This is a genomic window from Streptomyces lydicus (genome assembly GCF_004125265.1).
GTDB classification, from domain to species: domain Bacteria; phylum Actinomycetota; class Actinomycetes; order Streptomycetales; family Streptomycetaceae; genus Streptomyces; species Streptomyces lydicus_C.
In genome coordinates this window covers 2,878,423-2,892,145 of sequence record NZ_RDTE01000003.1, presented here as the reverse complement: position 1 = coordinate 2,892,145, position 13,723 = coordinate 2,878,423, and the positions used below count along the sequence as shown (strand labels likewise).

The 13,723-nt window shown below is 71.4% G+C and carries 14 protein-coding genes; 8 read left to right on the top strand and 6 right to left on the bottom strand.

From position 1 onward, the window contains the following. The first annotated feature begins 184 nt into the window (after positions 1–184). Positions 185–655 carry a nickel-type superoxide dismutase maturation protease gene (gene sodX / locus D9V36_RS15075; protein WP_129294231.1) on the top strand — a complete coding sequence of 157 codons (471 nt, stop codon included), beginning with the start codon at positions 185–187 and terminating at the stop codon, positions 653–655. Here the strand turns inward: sodX and D9V36_RS15070 are convergent. Next, positions 559–1,221, bottom strand: a complete 663-nt coding sequence (locus D9V36_RS15070; RefSeq protein WP_129294230.1) for a CGNR zinc finger domain-containing protein — start codon at positions 1,219–1,221, stop codon at positions 559–561. The two genes, sodX and D9V36_RS15070, sit on opposite strands and share 97 nt — an antisense overlap. 95 nt (positions 1,222–1,316) lie before the next feature. Here D9V36_RS15070 and D9V36_RS15065 point away from each other — a divergent pair, with 95 nt between their 5' ends. Continuing rightward, a complete protein-coding gene (locus D9V36_RS15065) occupies positions 1,317–2,078 on the top strand; it encodes a class I SAM-dependent methyltransferase (RefSeq protein WP_129294229.1) in 762 nt (253 codons plus the stop codon). A gap of 206 nt (positions 2,079–2,284) precedes the next feature. Here D9V36_RS15065 and D9V36_RS15060 read toward each other — a convergent pair whose 3' ends face one another. The 3 genes from D9V36_RS15060 to D9V36_RS15050 all read right to left on the bottom strand — a co-directional run bounded on the left by D9V36_RS15060 (position 2,285) and on the right by D9V36_RS15050 (position 5,066). Next, positions 2,285–3,037, bottom strand: coding sequence for an amino acid ABC transporter ATP-binding protein (locus D9V36_RS15060; protein WP_129298419.1), 753 nt, complete (start codon positions 3,035–3,037; stop codon positions 2,285–2,287). 47 nt (positions 3,038–3,084) lie between these two features. Continuing rightward, complete coding sequence (locus tag D9V36_RS15055; RefSeq protein ID WP_129294228.1) at positions 3,085–4,029, bottom strand: amino acid ABC transporter permease; 945 nt, start codon at positions 4,027–4,029, stop codon at positions 3,085–3,087. Positions 4,030–4,091: 62 nt separating this feature from the next. Then, positions 4,092–5,066 carry an ABC transporter substrate-binding protein gene (locus D9V36_RS15050; protein ID WP_129294227.1) on the bottom strand — a complete coding sequence of 325 codons (975 nt, stop codon included), beginning with the start codon at positions 5,064–5,066 and terminating at the stop codon, positions 4,092–4,094. Between the two features lie 542 nt (positions 5,067–5,608). Between D9V36_RS15050 and D9V36_RS15045 the strand changes: the two genes are divergently transcribed. From D9V36_RS15045 to D9V36_RS15025, 5 genes are all read left to right on the top strand, one after another. Further along, positions 5,609–6,832 (top strand): NAD(P)-dependent malic enzyme, encoded by a 1,224-nt coding sequence (locus tag D9V36_RS15045; RefSeq protein WP_129294226.1) that lies wholly within the window; start codon positions 5,609–5,611, stop codon positions 6,830–6,832. Between the two features lie 215 nt (positions 6,833–7,047). Beyond that, positions 7,048–8,010, top strand: a complete 963-nt coding sequence (locus D9V36_RS15040) for a zinc-binding dehydrogenase (RefSeq protein ID WP_129294225.1) — start codon at positions 7,048–7,050, stop codon at positions 8,008–8,010. A 132-nt stretch (positions 8,011–8,142) separates the two neighbouring features. Next, entirely contained in the window at positions 8,143–8,784 is a 642-nt protein-coding gene (locus tag D9V36_RS15035) for a HutD/Ves family protein (protein WP_129294224.1), read from the top strand. Positions 8,785–8,940: 156 nt separating this feature from the next. Next, positions 8,941–9,150 carry a helix-turn-helix domain-containing protein gene (locus tag D9V36_RS15030; RefSeq protein ID WP_093491771.1) on the top strand — a complete coding sequence of 70 codons (210 nt, stop codon included), beginning with the start codon at positions 8,941–8,943 and terminating at the stop codon, positions 9,148–9,150. Further along, complete coding sequence (locus D9V36_RS15025; RefSeq protein ID WP_129294223.1) at positions 9,150–9,713, top strand: Clp protease N-terminal domain-containing protein; 564 nt, start codon at positions 9,150–9,152, stop codon at positions 9,711–9,713. The genes D9V36_RS15030 and D9V36_RS15025 overlap by 1 nt, the downstream gene beginning before the upstream one ends. Before the next feature lie 120 nt (positions 9,714–9,833). On the opposite strand, the gene D9V36_RS15020 is transcribed toward D9V36_RS15025, so the two are convergent. After that, on the bottom strand, positions 9,834–10,715 hold the full coding sequence (locus D9V36_RS15020; protein WP_129294222.1) for an SCO6745 family protein: 882 nt from the start codon (positions 10,713–10,715) through the stop codon (positions 9,834–9,836). Between the two features lie 414 nt (positions 10,716–11,129). Here D9V36_RS15020 and D9V36_RS15015 point away from each other — a divergent pair, with 414 nt between their 5' ends. Then, positions 11,130–12,272: a serine hydrolase domain-containing protein gene (locus tag D9V36_RS15015; protein ID WP_129294221.1), complete on the top strand. Its 1,143-nt coding sequence runs from the start codon at positions 11,130–11,132 to the stop codon at positions 12,270–12,272. Positions 12,273–12,524: 252 nt separating this feature from the next. Here D9V36_RS15015 and D9V36_RS15010 read toward each other — a convergent pair whose 3' ends face one another. Beyond that, positions 12,525–13,721, bottom strand: coding sequence for a PadR family transcriptional regulator (locus D9V36_RS15010; RefSeq protein WP_129294220.1), 1,197 nt, complete (start codon positions 13,719–13,721; stop codon positions 12,525–12,527). Positions 13,722–13,723: the final 2 nt, after the last annotated feature.

Here is a 13,723-nt window from a genome sequence, read left to right as displayed (position 1 = left end):
CTTCTCAGGTGCGAGATTACTCGGTGCGGGAAGGCTTTTCTTGGCCGGGCCGGGGGTCTTAGGGCAAAAGTCCGGTGCCGGGGTGGGGCTGATGGAGGATGGACCCGTGAGCGAAGCGAGACGGGGGTGCCCCCGGACGGAGTCTGGGGGAGGGACGGACCGCGGCTGGACCGGGAGGTACGGGATGCCGGAGCGGGTGCACGAGCGTGGGCCGGAGCAGGGCGGGGACGCGGACGCGGGGAGCGGGCGGGGCGGGCTCCTTGGCGCCTTCGGGCTGGCCGAGGTCTACAACCCGTCGATGGTGCCGACGCTGCGGCCCGGGGACCAGCTGGTGGTGCAGTACGGGGCGGTGGTGCGGCCCGGCGATGTCGTCGTGCTGCGGCATCCGTTCCGGCAGGATCTGCTGATCGTCAAGCGGGCCGTGCGGCGGCGGGACGGCGGTTGGTGGGTGCAGGGCGACAACCCGTTCGTCGAGAACGACAGCCGGGAATTCGGGGTCGTTCCCGACGAACTGGTCATCGCCCGTGCCTGGGTGCGGGTGCGGCCCCCGCGGGGGGTTCAGCGCTCGGTCACCGGGGTGCTCTCCTGGGTGGTCTCGGCGGTCCGGCCGGTGCGGGCCGAGCGCTCGCTCTCCAGGCGCTTGCGGGCGCGGTAGGCGGCGACATTGGCGCGGGTGGCGCAGCGGTCGGAGCAGTAGCGCCGCGAGCGGTTGGTCGAGGTGTCCAGGTAGACGTTGCGGCAGGGCTGCGCCTCGCAGATGCCGAGCCGGTCCACACCCAGGTCGGTGAGGTGGAAGGCCAGGCCCATGCAGGCGGTCGCGGTGTAGCCCGCGGTGGCGCTGGCCGCGTGGTCGGCGATGTGCATGTGCCAGTCGGGGCGGCCTCCCCCGCTCTCGGCTCGTGAGCGGGAGGTGCCCCCGTCGTCCCGGTGGTCGTGGCCGGAGATCTGCGGGCTGACCGGGAACTCCATCATCAGGGCGTTGAGCAGGTCCACGGCGCGCACCTCGTCGCCGCCGTCCGCGGCTTCGAAAACGGCGCGCAGCCGGGCGCGGACCGTGCGCAGCCGGGTCACGTCGCTCTCGTTCGCGCGCCGGGCGGCCTGCTGGGCGGGGCCGAAGAGCTCGCGTACGGCTTCGACCGTGGTGAGGCTGTCGGTGCCGCGCTCGGGCTGCTCGGTGTTGACCAGTCGCACGGCATAGTCCGAGTAATAGGCCAGTTCCACTTGTAGTCCTTACGGGCGGAGGCTAGGGTGCGGAGTGTTTGCGTGAGGTAATAGGTGTTGCTGCTACGAGGGTATTACGTCTTGAAGGGGAAGCGATGACCGAGACCGTTGCCGGCGCCGATTGGCAGGCGTGGCAGAACAGTTGGGACCGCCAGCAGGAGTGGTACCTCCCCGACCGCGAGGAGCGGTTCCGGGTGATGCTGGACATGGTCGAGGCCCTGGTGGGTCCCGCACCCCGGGTACTGGATCTCGCCTGCGGCACGGGAAGTATCTCCGACCGGCTGCTGAAGCGGTTCCCCGAGGCCGAGAGTGTGGGCGTCGATCTGGATCCCGCGCTGCTGGCCATCGCGGAAGGGTACTTTGCCGGCGAGCGCCGGATCCGCCTGGTCCGCGCCGACCTCAAGGACCCGGCCTGGACGGACAGGCTGCCGCACGATTCGTACGACGCGGTGCTCACCGCCACCGCGCTGCACTGGCTGCACAGCGAAGACCTCCGGGGGCTGTACGGGCAGCTCGGCACCCTGGTGCGGGACGGCGGGGTCTTCCTGAACGCCGACCGCATGCCCGAGGAGGCCACCCCGCGGATCAACGCCGCCGAGCGGGCCTTCCGGCATGCGCGGATGGACGCGGCGAAGGCGGCCGGCGCCGTCGACTGGGCCGAGTGGTGGCAGCTGGCGGCCGCCGACCCGCGGCTGGCCGGGCCGACCGCCGAGCGCTTCGAGATCTACGGCGAGCACGCGGACGGCGACACCCCCTCGGCGGCATGGCACGCGGCCGTGCTGCGCGAATCGGGGTTCGCGGAGGCCCGGCCGGTATGGTCCTCGCCCACGGATGCGCTGGTGCTGGGCCTGAAGTAGGGGCAGGGCGCACCGCCGCACCGGCCGGTGGTGAGTGCGGGAAGGACGGGGCGGAGGAGGGCACAGGAGGCCCGCCGCGACGGAGGAAGGGCCGCGGCGGGCCTTCTCCCCGGGGAGCAGGTCTCGCCGCGGCCCCCGGAGCCCGGCACGGGCCCCTACCGCTCCGGCGCCTTCGACTACAGCGCCTTCGACTACGGCACCTCCGCCTACAGCACCTTCGACAGGAACGACTTCGTCCGCTCGTGCTGCGGGTTGCCGAGCACTTCGCGCGGGTGGCCGGATTCGACCACCACCCCGTCGTCCATGAAGACCAGCGAGTCGCCGACCTCGCGGGCGAAGCCCATCTCATGGGTCACGACGACCATCGTCATCCCGTCCGCCGCCAGGTCCTTCATGACGTCCAGGACGTCACCGACCAGCTCCGGGTCCAGGGCCGAGGTCGGCTCGTCGAAGAGCATCAGCTTGGGCTCCATCGCCAGCGCACGGGCGATGGCGACGCGCTGCTGCTGGCCGCCGGAGAGCTGCGAGGGGTAGTTCCCGGCCTTGTCGGACAGTCCGACGCGGTCCAGCAGCTTGACCGCCCGCTCCCGGGCCGCGGACTTCGACTCGCCCTTGACCTGGATCGGCGCCTCCATGATGTTCTCCACCGCGGTCATGTGCGGGAAGAGGTTGAAGCGCTGGAAGACCATGCCGATGTCGCGGCGGCGGGCGGCGACCTCGCGGTCGCGCAGCTCGTAGAGCTTGCCGTTGTGCTCGCGGTAGCCGACCAGTTCGCCGTCGACGGACAGCCGGCCGGCGTTGACCTTCTCCAGGTGGTTGATGCAGCGCAGGAACGTCGACTTGCCGGAGCCGGACGGGCCGATCAGGCAGAAGACCTCCCGGGGCGCGACCTCCAGGTCGATGCCCTTGAGGATGTGGGCCGCGCCGAAGGACTTGTGCACGCCCTCGGCCAGCACCATCGGGGCGCCGCTGGTGCCCGCGGCCTTGCTCGTCGTCATCTTCTTGGTCATGCCGCACCTCCGGCGGAGCGGTTGAAGCCGCCGGACAGCTTCGCCTTGGCGCGCTGGAGCGGAGTGAGCGGGAGCTGCCGGCTGGAGCCGCGGGCGTAGTAGCGCTCAAGGTAGTACTGGCCGATGCTCAGCACCGTGGTGGCGATCAGGTACCAGGCGGCGGCGAGGATCAGCATCTCCACGACGACGCCCGAGTCCCGGCCGACGTTCTGGGCGGCCTGGAGGAGGTCGTAGTACTGCACGGCGATCACCAGCGAGGAGGTCTTGAGCATGTTGATGACCTCGTTGCCGGTCGGCGGCACGATCACCCGCATCGCCTGCGGCACGATGATCCGGCGCAGCGTCTTGGCGTGGCTCATGCCCAGCGCGTGCGCCGCCTCGGTCTGGCCCTCGTCGACGGCGTTGAGGCCGGCCCGGCAGATCTCCGCCATGTACGCCGCCTCGTTGAGCCCGAGGCCCAGCAGCGCGCACAGGAACGGGGTCATGAAGTCCGACCACTCGTCCTTGTAGATCGGCATGATGTCGATGTACTGGAAGACGAGGCCCAGGTTGAACCAGAGGAACAGCTGGACGTAGACCGGCGTACCGCGGAAGAACCAGACGTAGAACCAGGCGACCGTCGAGGTGACCGGGTTCTTGGACTGCCGCATCACGGCCAGGATCACGCCGCCCACGATGCCGATGATCATCGAGAGCACGGTGATCAGCAGGGTGTTGCGCAGGCCCTTGAGGATGTCCGCGTTGAACATGTACTGGGGGATGGCGTCCCAGTTGACGTTCCCGGAGGCGAAGGCCCGGCCGAGCAGGGCGATCAGTCCGAGGACGACGACCGCCGCCACCCAGCGGCCGTAGTGGCGGACCGGGATGGCTTTGATCGGCTCGGGCTGGGGCGGCGGAGCGTCCGCCGGCGGCTGGGCCGACTTGTCGACGTCAACTGACACGGGTGTTGCCTTTCAGCATTCGGCGGGAGGTGCGCGGAGCGAAGGGGCGGGCGTGCGACGGCTCAGGAGCCGCCATTGAGCTGCACCTTCTTGACCGCGGCATCCTTGACGTCCCACTTGTCCAGGACCTTGGCGTACGAGCCGTTCTTGATCGCGAGTTCCAGGGCGGCCTGCAGCGCGTCACGCAGCTGCTCCTTGCCCTTGGGGATCGCGATGCCGTACGGGGCCGCCTTGAGCGGCGCGCCGCCGACCATCTGGAAATCCTTGCCGTGACCGGAGACCTTCACCGCATACGCCGCGACCGGGTAGTCGCTGGAGACGGCGTCCACACCGGCGGTGCGCAGCCGGGTCTGGGCCTCGGAGTCGTTGTCGAAGGCCTCGATCGAGATCGGCTGTTCGCCGTTCTTCTCACAGGCCTTCGACTTGTCCTTGGCCAGGTCGTGCGAGACCGTGCCGCGCTGCACCGCGAGCTTCTTGCCGCACAGCGTCTCCCAGCCGTCGATGCCCTTGGTCTTGCCCTTCTGGGTGTAGAGCGACACACCGACGTTGAGGTAGTCGATGAAGTCGACACCCTGGCCGATCTTCTTGCCGGTGTTGCTGTCGATGCCCTCCTGGCGCTCCTTGGTGTCCGTCATCGCCGACATCGCGATGTCGTAGCGCTTGGACTTCAGGCCGCCCATGAGGGTGTCGAAGGTGGCGTTGTTGAAGTTGAGCTTGATGCCCAGCTCCTTGCTCATCGCCTCCGCGAGATCCGGGTCGATGCCCTCGATCACGCCGTTGGAACGGAACTCCACCGGCTTGTACGTGATGTCCGAGCCGACCTGGAGCATGGCCTTTTCCTGAACATCCTTGGGCAGCTTCTTGAACAGCGGCGCATTGACGTTGCGGTTCTTCTTCGCCTCGCGTTTGGCGATGGCCGCGTCCGTCTGGTCGCCGCAGGCGCTGAGCAGCAGCAGCGAGGCGGCGACCGCGGCCGCCGCGGCCACGGCCGTGCGAGACCTGCCGGCGGCCGTGCGACGGGTGGTGCTTGCGGTCATGCTGAGCCTCCTGCGAATGGAGAAGCCGACGGAGAAGCCGACGTGACAAAGGGCCGGGGGCACACCGTCGAGCGTCGCGACCTCGGTTGGTGACGGAATCCTGCCATCCGTGCTCCGGTATTCGGACTGTCGTTATGGTCAAAATCGGATAACGGACGGAGAAGGCGAGGTGACGTCCTTGTGGCGCAAGGGGAGCCTCCGCTTCCGCCGATGCCGGGCCTCCTCGCCTGGTTTCCGGCGTCCCGGGATCCGGACCGGAGAGGGATGACCCTTCTGAGTTTTTTGTGTATTTCGCGGTTATTGTCGGAACTCTGAACTCGAGGGTAAGGAATCTGACTCGTCGCGGCCCGCGCCCGTCGGGTAGAAAGGTTGGTTACACCCCTCATCCGGGGCTCAGGGCGCGTGTGCGGCGCGCCCGGCGTCCGAAAACCTCCCCGCGCGCGGCGGTCATCCGCCGTGCAGGGCGCGGACGCGGTGCCCGCCCACCCCTCAACCAGGGGGTGGCCACCCTCAACAGAATTTCGATTAAAGGGGTAAGACAAGTGGCAGCGGAGATCGTCAATCCTCGCAGCGACAGCAATACCGGCGCGGGCGCGGGCAGTGCGCCCGACGATGCTTTCGACCCGGCCTTCGCGCTGCATCGCGGCGGCAAGATGGCCATCCAGGCGACCGTGCCGGTCCGCGACAAGGACGACCTGTCCCTCGCGTACACGCCGGGTGTCGCCAAGGTGTGCAGCGCCATCGCCGACCAGCCCGAGCTCGTGTACGACTACACCTGGAAGTCCCAGGTCGTCGCCGTGGTCACGGACGGCACCGCGGTGCTGGGCCTGGGCGACATCGGCCCGGAGGCCTCGCTCCCGGTGATGGAGGGCAAGGCCATCCTCTTCAAGCAGTTCGGCGGCGTCGACGCGGTGCCGATCGCGCTCGGCACCACCGACACCGACGAGATCATCGAGACCGTCGTCCGGATGGCCCCGTCCTTCGGCGGGGTCAACCTGGAGGACATCTCGGCGCCGCGGTGCTTCGAGATCGAGCGCCGGCTCCAGGAGCGGCTGGACATCCCGGTCTTCCACGACGACCAGCACGGCACCGCCGTGGTCACGCTGGCCGCGCTGCGCAACGCCGCCAAGCTCACCGACCGCTCGCTCGGCCAGCTGCGGGCGGTCATCTCGGGCGCCGGCGCGGCAGGCGTCGCCATCGCCAAGATCCTCATCGAGGCGGGCATCGGGGACGTCGCGGTCTGCGACCGCAAGGGCATCGTCTCCACCGACCGCGGCGACCTCACGGACGTCAAGCGCGAGGTGGCCGGCTTCACCAACAAGGGCCGGCTGACCGGGTCGCTGGAGGAGGCGCTGGACGGAGCCGATGTCTTCATCGGGGTCTCCGGCGGCACGGTGCCGGAAGAGGCGGTGGCCAAGATGGCGAAGGACTCGCTGATCTTCGCGATGGCCAACCCCACCCCGGAGATCCACCCGGAGATCGCGCACAAGTACGCGGCCGTGGTGGCCACCGGGCGCAGCGACTACCCCAACCAGATCAACAACGTGCTGGCCTTCCCCGGCATCTTCGCCGGGGCCATGCAGGTGCGGGCCACCCGGATCACGGAGGGCATGAAGCTCGCCGCCGCCGAGGCCCTGGCCGCCGTGGTCGCCGATGAGCTCAGCGCCGACCGGGTCATCCCCTCGCCGTTCGACGAGCGGGTCGCACCGGCCGTCAGCGCCGCCGTCGCGGCCGCCGCCCGCGCCGAGGGCGTGGCCCGTCGCTGACCGCGCCGCCGGCACAGTCGTCCGCCAACGGGCCGGGCCCGCACCCCACACGGGTGCGGGCCCGGCCCGTTGTGGTGGCGGGGTACGGCGACGCGGCGTCATACGGGCGGCGCGACGCAATACGGGCGGCGCGGCGCAACCCGGGGGAGGCGGCGCGGCGCGTGTCACACCCCGCTGCGGTACCGCAGCGCCCGGCCGCGGCCTACGTTGGGATCATGTTTGCTGCCTATGCCGCCCGCATCGACCGTGACCAGCCGCTGAACGGCCTCGAATTGGGGGAGCGGCCGGCCCCTGACGTACGCCCCGGCTGGACGACCGTCAACGTCAAGGCCGCCTCCCTCAACCACCACGACCTGTGGTCGCTGCGCGGGGTGGGGATCACCGAGGACAGCCTGCCGATGATCCTCGGCTGCGACGCCGCGGGAGTGGACGCGGACGGCAACGAGGTCGTCCTGCACTCCGTCATCGGGCAGACCGGCCACGGAGTCGGCGCCGGGGAGAAGCCCTCCATCCTCACCGAGCGCTACCAGGGCACCTTCGCCGAGCAGGTCACCGTCCCCTCCTGGAACGTGCTGCCCAAGCCGAAGGAGCTGTCCTTCGCGGAGGCGGCCTGTCTGCCGACCGCCTGGCTGACCGCGTACCGGATGCTGTTCACCAACGCGGGCGTACGGCCCGGGGACAGCGTCCTGGTGCAGGGCGCCGGCGGTGGCGTGGCGACCGCCGCCATCGTGCTGGGCGCCGCCGCGGGGCTGCGGGTCTTCGCCACCAGCCGGGACGAGAGCAAGCGCAAGCGCGCGCTGGAGCTCGGCGCCGAGGCGGTGTTCGCGTCCGGTGAGCGGCTGCCGCAGCGGGTGGACGCGGTGATCGAGACGGTCGGCGCCGCCACCTGGTCGCACTCCGTCAAGTCGCTGCGCCCCGGCGGCAGTCTGGTCATTTCGGGCGCCACCAGCGGCTACACCCCGAAGAGCGGGGAACTCAACCGGATCTTCTTCCTGGAGCTGAAGATCGTCGGCTCCACGATGGGCAGCAAGGAGGAGCTGGCATCGCTGCTCAGCTTCTGCGCGGCCAAGGGCATCCGGCCGGTCATCGATTCGACGCTGCCGCTGGACCGGGCGCGTGAGGGCTTCACGAAGATGGCGGAGGGCGAGCTGTTCGGCAAGATCGTGCTGACGGTGTGACGTCTGACGGTGTGACCTCTGGCGGTGTGACGGCTGAGGGTGTGACGTCTGGCGTGCGGGCCCTTCGGCGCGTGGCGTGAAGTCGTGAAGTCGAGGAGCCGTGAAGTCCCTTCGGCGAGGAGGCCGGGAAGAGTGCGGATCCTGCGGGCGGAGGGGCGCGCCGCCGCGCCGTGGAGCAACGGCGGCGGGGTGACCCGGGAGATCGCCGTCCAGCCGCCGGGCTCCGGCTGGGACACCTTCGCCTGGCGCGTCAGCCTGGCGGACGTCACCCGGGACGGTCCGTATTCGCCGCTGCCCGGTGTTCGGCGGATCCTCACCGTCGTCGACGGCGCCGGGCTGGAGCTGACGGTGGACGGCACTACGTGGCTCCTCCCGGAGCGCTACCGCCCGTTCGCCTTCCCCGGCGGTGCCGCCACCGGCTCCCGGCTGCTGGACGGCCGTCCCGTCGTCAACCTCAATGTGATGCTCAGGGAGGGGCGGGCGGCGGCGACGGTGGAGATGGTCCGGGGGAGCCGGAGGGTGTGGCCGGCCGATGACGGAGCAGCCGGCCCTGACGGTTGCCCCGACCGTGCCCCCGACCGTGACCCCGACGAGGTCATGGTGGTGGCGGTCGAGGGGTGCACCCGGCTCGGGGGGCCCGGCGACCATGAGGCGCGGTTGGGGCGGTTCGACGTGGCGCTGCTGACGGCACCGGACGCGGCGGCCGCGGCGCTGTGGACGGACGGCACCGCGGCGGTGATCGCCTTGTCCGTGACGGTCCCTGGTCGGTCTTAGTGCTTTCGCCCGCCCTTGGGGCCTCTGCGTTCGACCTTCTGCCTTCGTCTTCCGGCTTCCGTCTTCTGTCTTCTGTTTTCTGCCTTCTGGATTTCCACCTGCCGTACGCGTCAACGATGGTTGACGCGCCTCCCGTGTCAACGTAAATTGACAGTCATGACCGATGCAACGGACCTTGCCGAGCGGGCCGGTGACCGGGACCCCCGGGTCGGGCTCCGCGCCGTGGCCGCGCTCCGCCGGCTGCTGGAACAGCTCGAAGCCGTGCAGGTGCGCAGCGCCCGAGCGAAGGGCTGGTCGTGGCAGGAGATCGCGGCGGAGCTGGGTGTCAGCAGACAGGCAGTGCACAAGAAGCACGGGAGGCGCTGATGTTCGAGAAATTCACGGCCGACGCACGCGCGGTGGTGCGCGGCGCCGCGGAACAGGCGGACCGTACGGGCAGCGGCACGGTCGGCGAACCGGAGTTGCTGCTCGCGCTGCTGGAGCGGACGGATTCGCCGGCCGCCGGGGTGCTCGCGGCGCTCGGTGTCCGCGCGCGGCGGGAGTCGGTGGCGGATGCCCTCGCGGCGGTGCGCCGGCGCGGCGGGGTGTCCACGGCCGACGCGGCGGCGCTGGCCGGGCTCGGGATCGATATCGACGAGATCGTGACCCGGGTGGAACAGGCGCACGGGGTGGGCGCGCTGGCCGGAGGCGGACGGGCCGGGCGCCGGAAGCGGACGCGCCGGCTGTTCACGGCGGAGGCGAAGTCCGTGCTGGAGCGTGCCCTGCGGATCGCCGCCGGACGCGGCGAGCGGTACCTCGGTGACGAGCATCTGCTGATGGCGCTGGCCGCCAGGCCCGGACCGGCCGCGGCGGTGCTCGCCGATCACGGGGTGACCTACGGCGATGTGCTGCGGGCGCTGGAGGGGGAGCGGGGCCGCCGCGCGAGTTGAGAGAGCACGCGTGCTAGGGGCCACATGCGCGCTACGGCCGCGCGCGTGCCAGGGGCCGCGCATATGTCACGGGCCACACGCGTGCCACGGCCCGTACACATGGCACGGCTGGCCCCCGCCCTACGGATAGTTCACCTTCACCGTCCCGATGCCCAGCGTGCCGTGCCGGGGCAGGTATCCGGCCTCGAACACCGCGCTCAGGACGGGGTGGAGCAGTTGCGCCAGCCGTTCGGCGCGTGAATGGCCCAGTGCCCGCCATGGTCCGGCCGCCAGCCGGTCCGTGGTCCGCTCGATCGCGTCGCGTTCCGTGCGGGCGCGCTCGGTCGCGGTGCCGTCCGGCGCGATCCAGCCACGGGCGGCGAGGCGGTGCCGGGCGTCGCTCCACTCCTGTGCGCTCCAGCCGCGCCCCGCGAAGCCGGCGGCCGGGGCGGCGCCGATCGCGGCGAACGACACCAGGGCCTCACAGGGGTCGAGTCCGCAGGTCAGCAGGGCCGCCAGATGGCCGTCGCCGCGGTGCTCGCGCAGTACCGTAGCGGCCTGCCAGAGCACCAGATGCGGTGCGTCCGGCCACGGCAGATCGCGGTTGGCGGCGGCCAGCGGGCGGGCGGCACAGCCGGCGTTCTCGGCGGCCTGGCGGGCGAGCCGGGCCGCCTCGGCGAGCTGCGCGGTGCTCAGCCGGCCGTCGGTCAGCACCGTCAGCGCACGGTCCATGGCCAGCAGCCGCGCGTCCAGCACCTTGGCCGGGTCCGCGATGGTCCAGATCCGCGGGAGGTGCCGGGCGATCAGCCGCGGGCTGAAGGTGTAGTACGTCGCGGCCACCAGCTCCGGCCCGGCGGCGCCCAGCGGAGCCGTGCGCCAGGCGAAGTAGCTGGGCCAGCGGGAGGACACATCATGGCCGAGGTCGGCGGCGACCTGGCGGGCCTCGGGGGCGAAGTACAGCGTGGCGTGCAGTGGCTCCAGCAGGTGCCACATCCGGCGGGCGACCGAAAGGTATTCCGACATCGCTTTACCTCATGGCCTTCACGATGCGTGCGCAGACAGGGAGTGGGCCGTGGTGGGGAACACGGCGAACCGGTCCGCGGAAGCGGGCGGCCGGGGTTCAACGGCTGGGGTTCCCCGGAGCCCGGCGCCGGACGGAAAGCCGTGCGAAGTAGTGAGTTCCCCGATTACGCGGCGTGAATCCAGAGCGTAGATGACAACTGTGCGTAGCTGATGGCCGGTTGGGGGATCCGGTTCCGGCCGCCGGCCGGCCGCTGCCCGGCCGCCGTGGCACCCGCGGCACCCGCGGTGGCCGGGCAGCGGCCGGATGTCCTCCGTGCGCCGGATATTCGATCGAGTCCCGCCGCCGCCCGCGCGTAGGGTGACCCGGCCGACGGCCCACGGGGGGTCGCTGCGCCTATGGACAGGGAGCGCCGGATGCCGTACCGAGGATGGGCCGACGAGGGATACGGGGCCTTCGCGGACGAATTCGCCCGGAACTTCGCCGAGCGCGGTGAACTCGGCGCCGCCGCTGCCGTGTTCGTGGGCGGGCGCAAGGTCGTGGACCTGTGGGGCGGTATCGCCGATGACCGGACCGGGCGGGAGTGGCAGGAGGACACCGTCCTTCCCGTCATGTCCGTCGCCAAGTCCGTCGTCAGCTTCCTGGCCCATCTGCTGGCGCAGGAAGGGAAGTTGGACCTCGACGCCCCGGTGGCCGACTGCTGGCCGGAGTTCGCCCGCCACGGCAAGGAGGGGATCACCACCCGGATGGTGCTCGCCCACACCGCCGGAATCCCGCTTGTCGAGCGGAAGTTGACGTTCGAGGAGTTGACCGCCTGGACGCCGGTGATCCGCGCCCTGGAGGAACAGAAGCCGCTCTGGGAGCCCGGCACCGCGCACGAGTACCACGCCCAGGCCTTCGGCTTCATCGTCGGCGAGGTGATCCGGCGCCTCACCGGCAGCACGCCCGGCCGCTACTTCCGGGCGGTCATCGGTGAACCGCTGGGGCTGCGTACCTGGATCGGTATGCCGCAGGAAGAGGTTCCGCGGCTGGCCCGCCTCGTCGAGGCGGCGGGACGGGCCCCGTTGCCGAGCGATCTGCTGCCCATGCGGGCCGTGACGATGAACGGCGCCCTGCCCTTCCCTGGACTCGACGATCCGCACGGCTACAACTCGCCCGCCCTGCTGACCGCCGAGTTCCCCGGTGCGGGCGCGGTGTCGTCGGCGCGGAGCCTGGCGGCCCTGTACGCGGCGGTCGCCACCGGTCTGGACGGCGGGCCGCGGCTGCTGTCCGAGGGAACGGTCACCGACGCGGTCACCCAGCTGTCGGGCGGGCCTTCGTTCTCCGGCTTCCCGGACCTCGGCGCGCGCTGGGGGAGCGGCGTCCTCCTCAACTCGGCGTTCCGTCGACTGCTCGGTCCGCGCTCCTTCGCCCACAGCGGTGCGGGCGGCCAATTCGCCTTCGGCGACGACGAGTTCGGAGTCGGCTTCGCCTACACCGCCAACCGGATGGGCGGCGCCGGTGACGAGCGGACCGAGCGGCTCATCGGGGCGCTGCGGGAGTGTGTCGGGGCTGGGTGAATGGCCGTGGCCCCGTGGTCCCGTCGCGTGGCTCCGTGGCCGTGGCGGGGCGGGCGCGCATCGGATGTGCGCCCGCCCCGGTTGCCCGGTGTCCCGGTTGCCCGGTGTCCCGGTTGCCCGGAGTCCCGATTGCTCGGTGTTCCGGCCGCTCGGCGGCCGCGGCCGCTGAGTCGTCCCGGCGGTGAGGTCCCGATCCGGTCGTTGGCCGTCCCGATCCGGTTGTCGGCCGTCCCGGTCCGTGAAGGAGCCGTCTCAGCCCTCCTCCCGGTCCGTGAAGGAGCCGTACTGCTCCGGATGACGCAGGAGCGCGCCGATGTGGGCGGCGGCCGTCGACAGCCGGCGGCGGGACTCCTCCAGCTGTTCGGCCGTGACGCCGTGATCGCGCGCCGCGTCCCGCAGATCGTCGCGGAAACGGTCCAGCAGCCGGTCGAAGTCGCGGGCGGGGTGGTCGCCGGCCGGTTCCTTCGCCCACTCCGGGGCCTCCGGAGCGGGCGGAGCCCCGGCCGCCGGGCCCTCCTCGGGCCTCTCCTCGGTCAGGTCGACACGCTCGACCGTCACCCGGGTCCCGCTGTCCGCGCCGCCCCGCCCGGCCTTGTGCGGCTCGTCGCCCCGGCCGGCCTCGCGCGGCTCCTCGCCCCACCCGCCGCCCGACTGGCCGCCGGTGAAGCGCCCGACCTCGCGGGAGACCTCGGACAGCGCCTCGCGCACCGCCCCCGACCAGTCGCCGGACCGCACCGCGTCCTGGGTCTGCTCCTGTACGCGCTTGATGACCCGCTGGACCTCCTCGCGCGCGAACACCTGGGCGTCCCTGGCCTGCTTACGGGCCCGCTGGGCGTCCTGCCTGGCGCGCCGGCTCTCCTCCTTGGCCCGCCGGGCCTGCTCCTTCCACTCCTCCTTGGCGCGCCGGAACTCCTCCTTCGTCTGCCGCCAGGACTCCTTGTCGCCGAAGGCGGCGTCGAAGTAGTCGGCGGCCTCAGGGAAGGGGCGGCCGGCCGTGCCCTGCGTGGCGTCCGCCGCCCCGCCGCCGTTCCGTCCGGCCTTCCTTGGCCCTCCCGCGTCCTTGCGGGCCTGCTGGGCGGCCTCCCGGATCTCGCGGCGCAGATCCCGCGCCGAACCGCTCACGTCCTCCCGGATGTCGGAGGCAAGGGCGGCGACCGACTCCCGTATCTCCAGTTCGAGGTCGGCCAACTCGCCGCCACGGTCCGCGAGTTCGGCCCGTCCGGCATCGGTGATCGAGTAGACCTTGCGGCCGCCCTCGGTCGCATGCGTCACCAGGCCCTCGGCCTCCAGCTTGGCCAGCCGGGGGTAGACCGTGCCGGCGGAGGGGGCGTAGAGGCCCTGGAAGCGCTCCTCCAGGAGACGGATGATCTCGTAGCCGTGCCGTGGCGCCTCGTCCAGCAGCTTGAGGAGGTAGAGGCGCAGGCGGCCATGGGCAAAGACGGGGGGCATGC

Bases quoted from the DNA above. Each gene is read 5' to 3' on its own strand.
- sodX (WP_129294231.1), top strand. From the start codon at position 185: ATGCCGGAGCGGGTGCACGAGCGTGGGCCGGAGCAGGGCGGGGACGCG.
- D9V36_RS15010 (WP_129294220.1), bottom strand. From the start codon at position 13,721: ATGCCCCCCGTCTTTGCCCATGGCCGCCTGCGCCTCTACCTCCTCAAG.
- D9V36_RS15030 (WP_093491771.1), top strand. From the start codon at position 8,941: ATGACCGATGCAACGGACCTTGCCGAGCGGGCCGGTGACCGGGACCCC.
- D9V36_RS15025 (WP_129294223.1), top strand. From the start codon at position 9,150: ATGTTCGAGAAATTCACGGCCGACGCACGCGCGGTGGTGCGCGGCGCC.
- D9V36_RS15020 (WP_129294222.1), bottom strand. From the start codon at position 10,715: ATGTCGGAATACCTTTCGGTCGCCCGCCGGATGTGGCACCTGCTGGAG.
- D9V36_RS15040 (WP_129294225.1), top strand. From the start codon at position 7,048: ATGTTTGCTGCCTATGCCGCCCGCATCGACCGTGACCAGCCGCTGAAC.
- D9V36_RS15050 (WP_129294227.1), bottom strand. From the start codon at position 5,066: ATGACCGCAAGCACCACCCGTCGCACGGCCGCCGGCAGGTCTCGCACG.
- D9V36_RS15065 (WP_129294229.1), top strand. From the start codon at position 1,317: ATGACCGAGACCGTTGCCGGCGCCGATTGGCAGGCGTGGCAGAACAGT.
- D9V36_RS15060 (WP_129298419.1), bottom strand. From the start codon at position 3,037: ATGGTGCTGGCCGAGGGCGTGCACAAGTCCTTCGGCGCGGCCCACATC.
- D9V36_RS15015 (WP_129294221.1), top strand. From the start codon at position 11,130: ATGCCGTACCGAGGATGGGCCGACGAGGGATACGGGGCCTTCGCGGAC.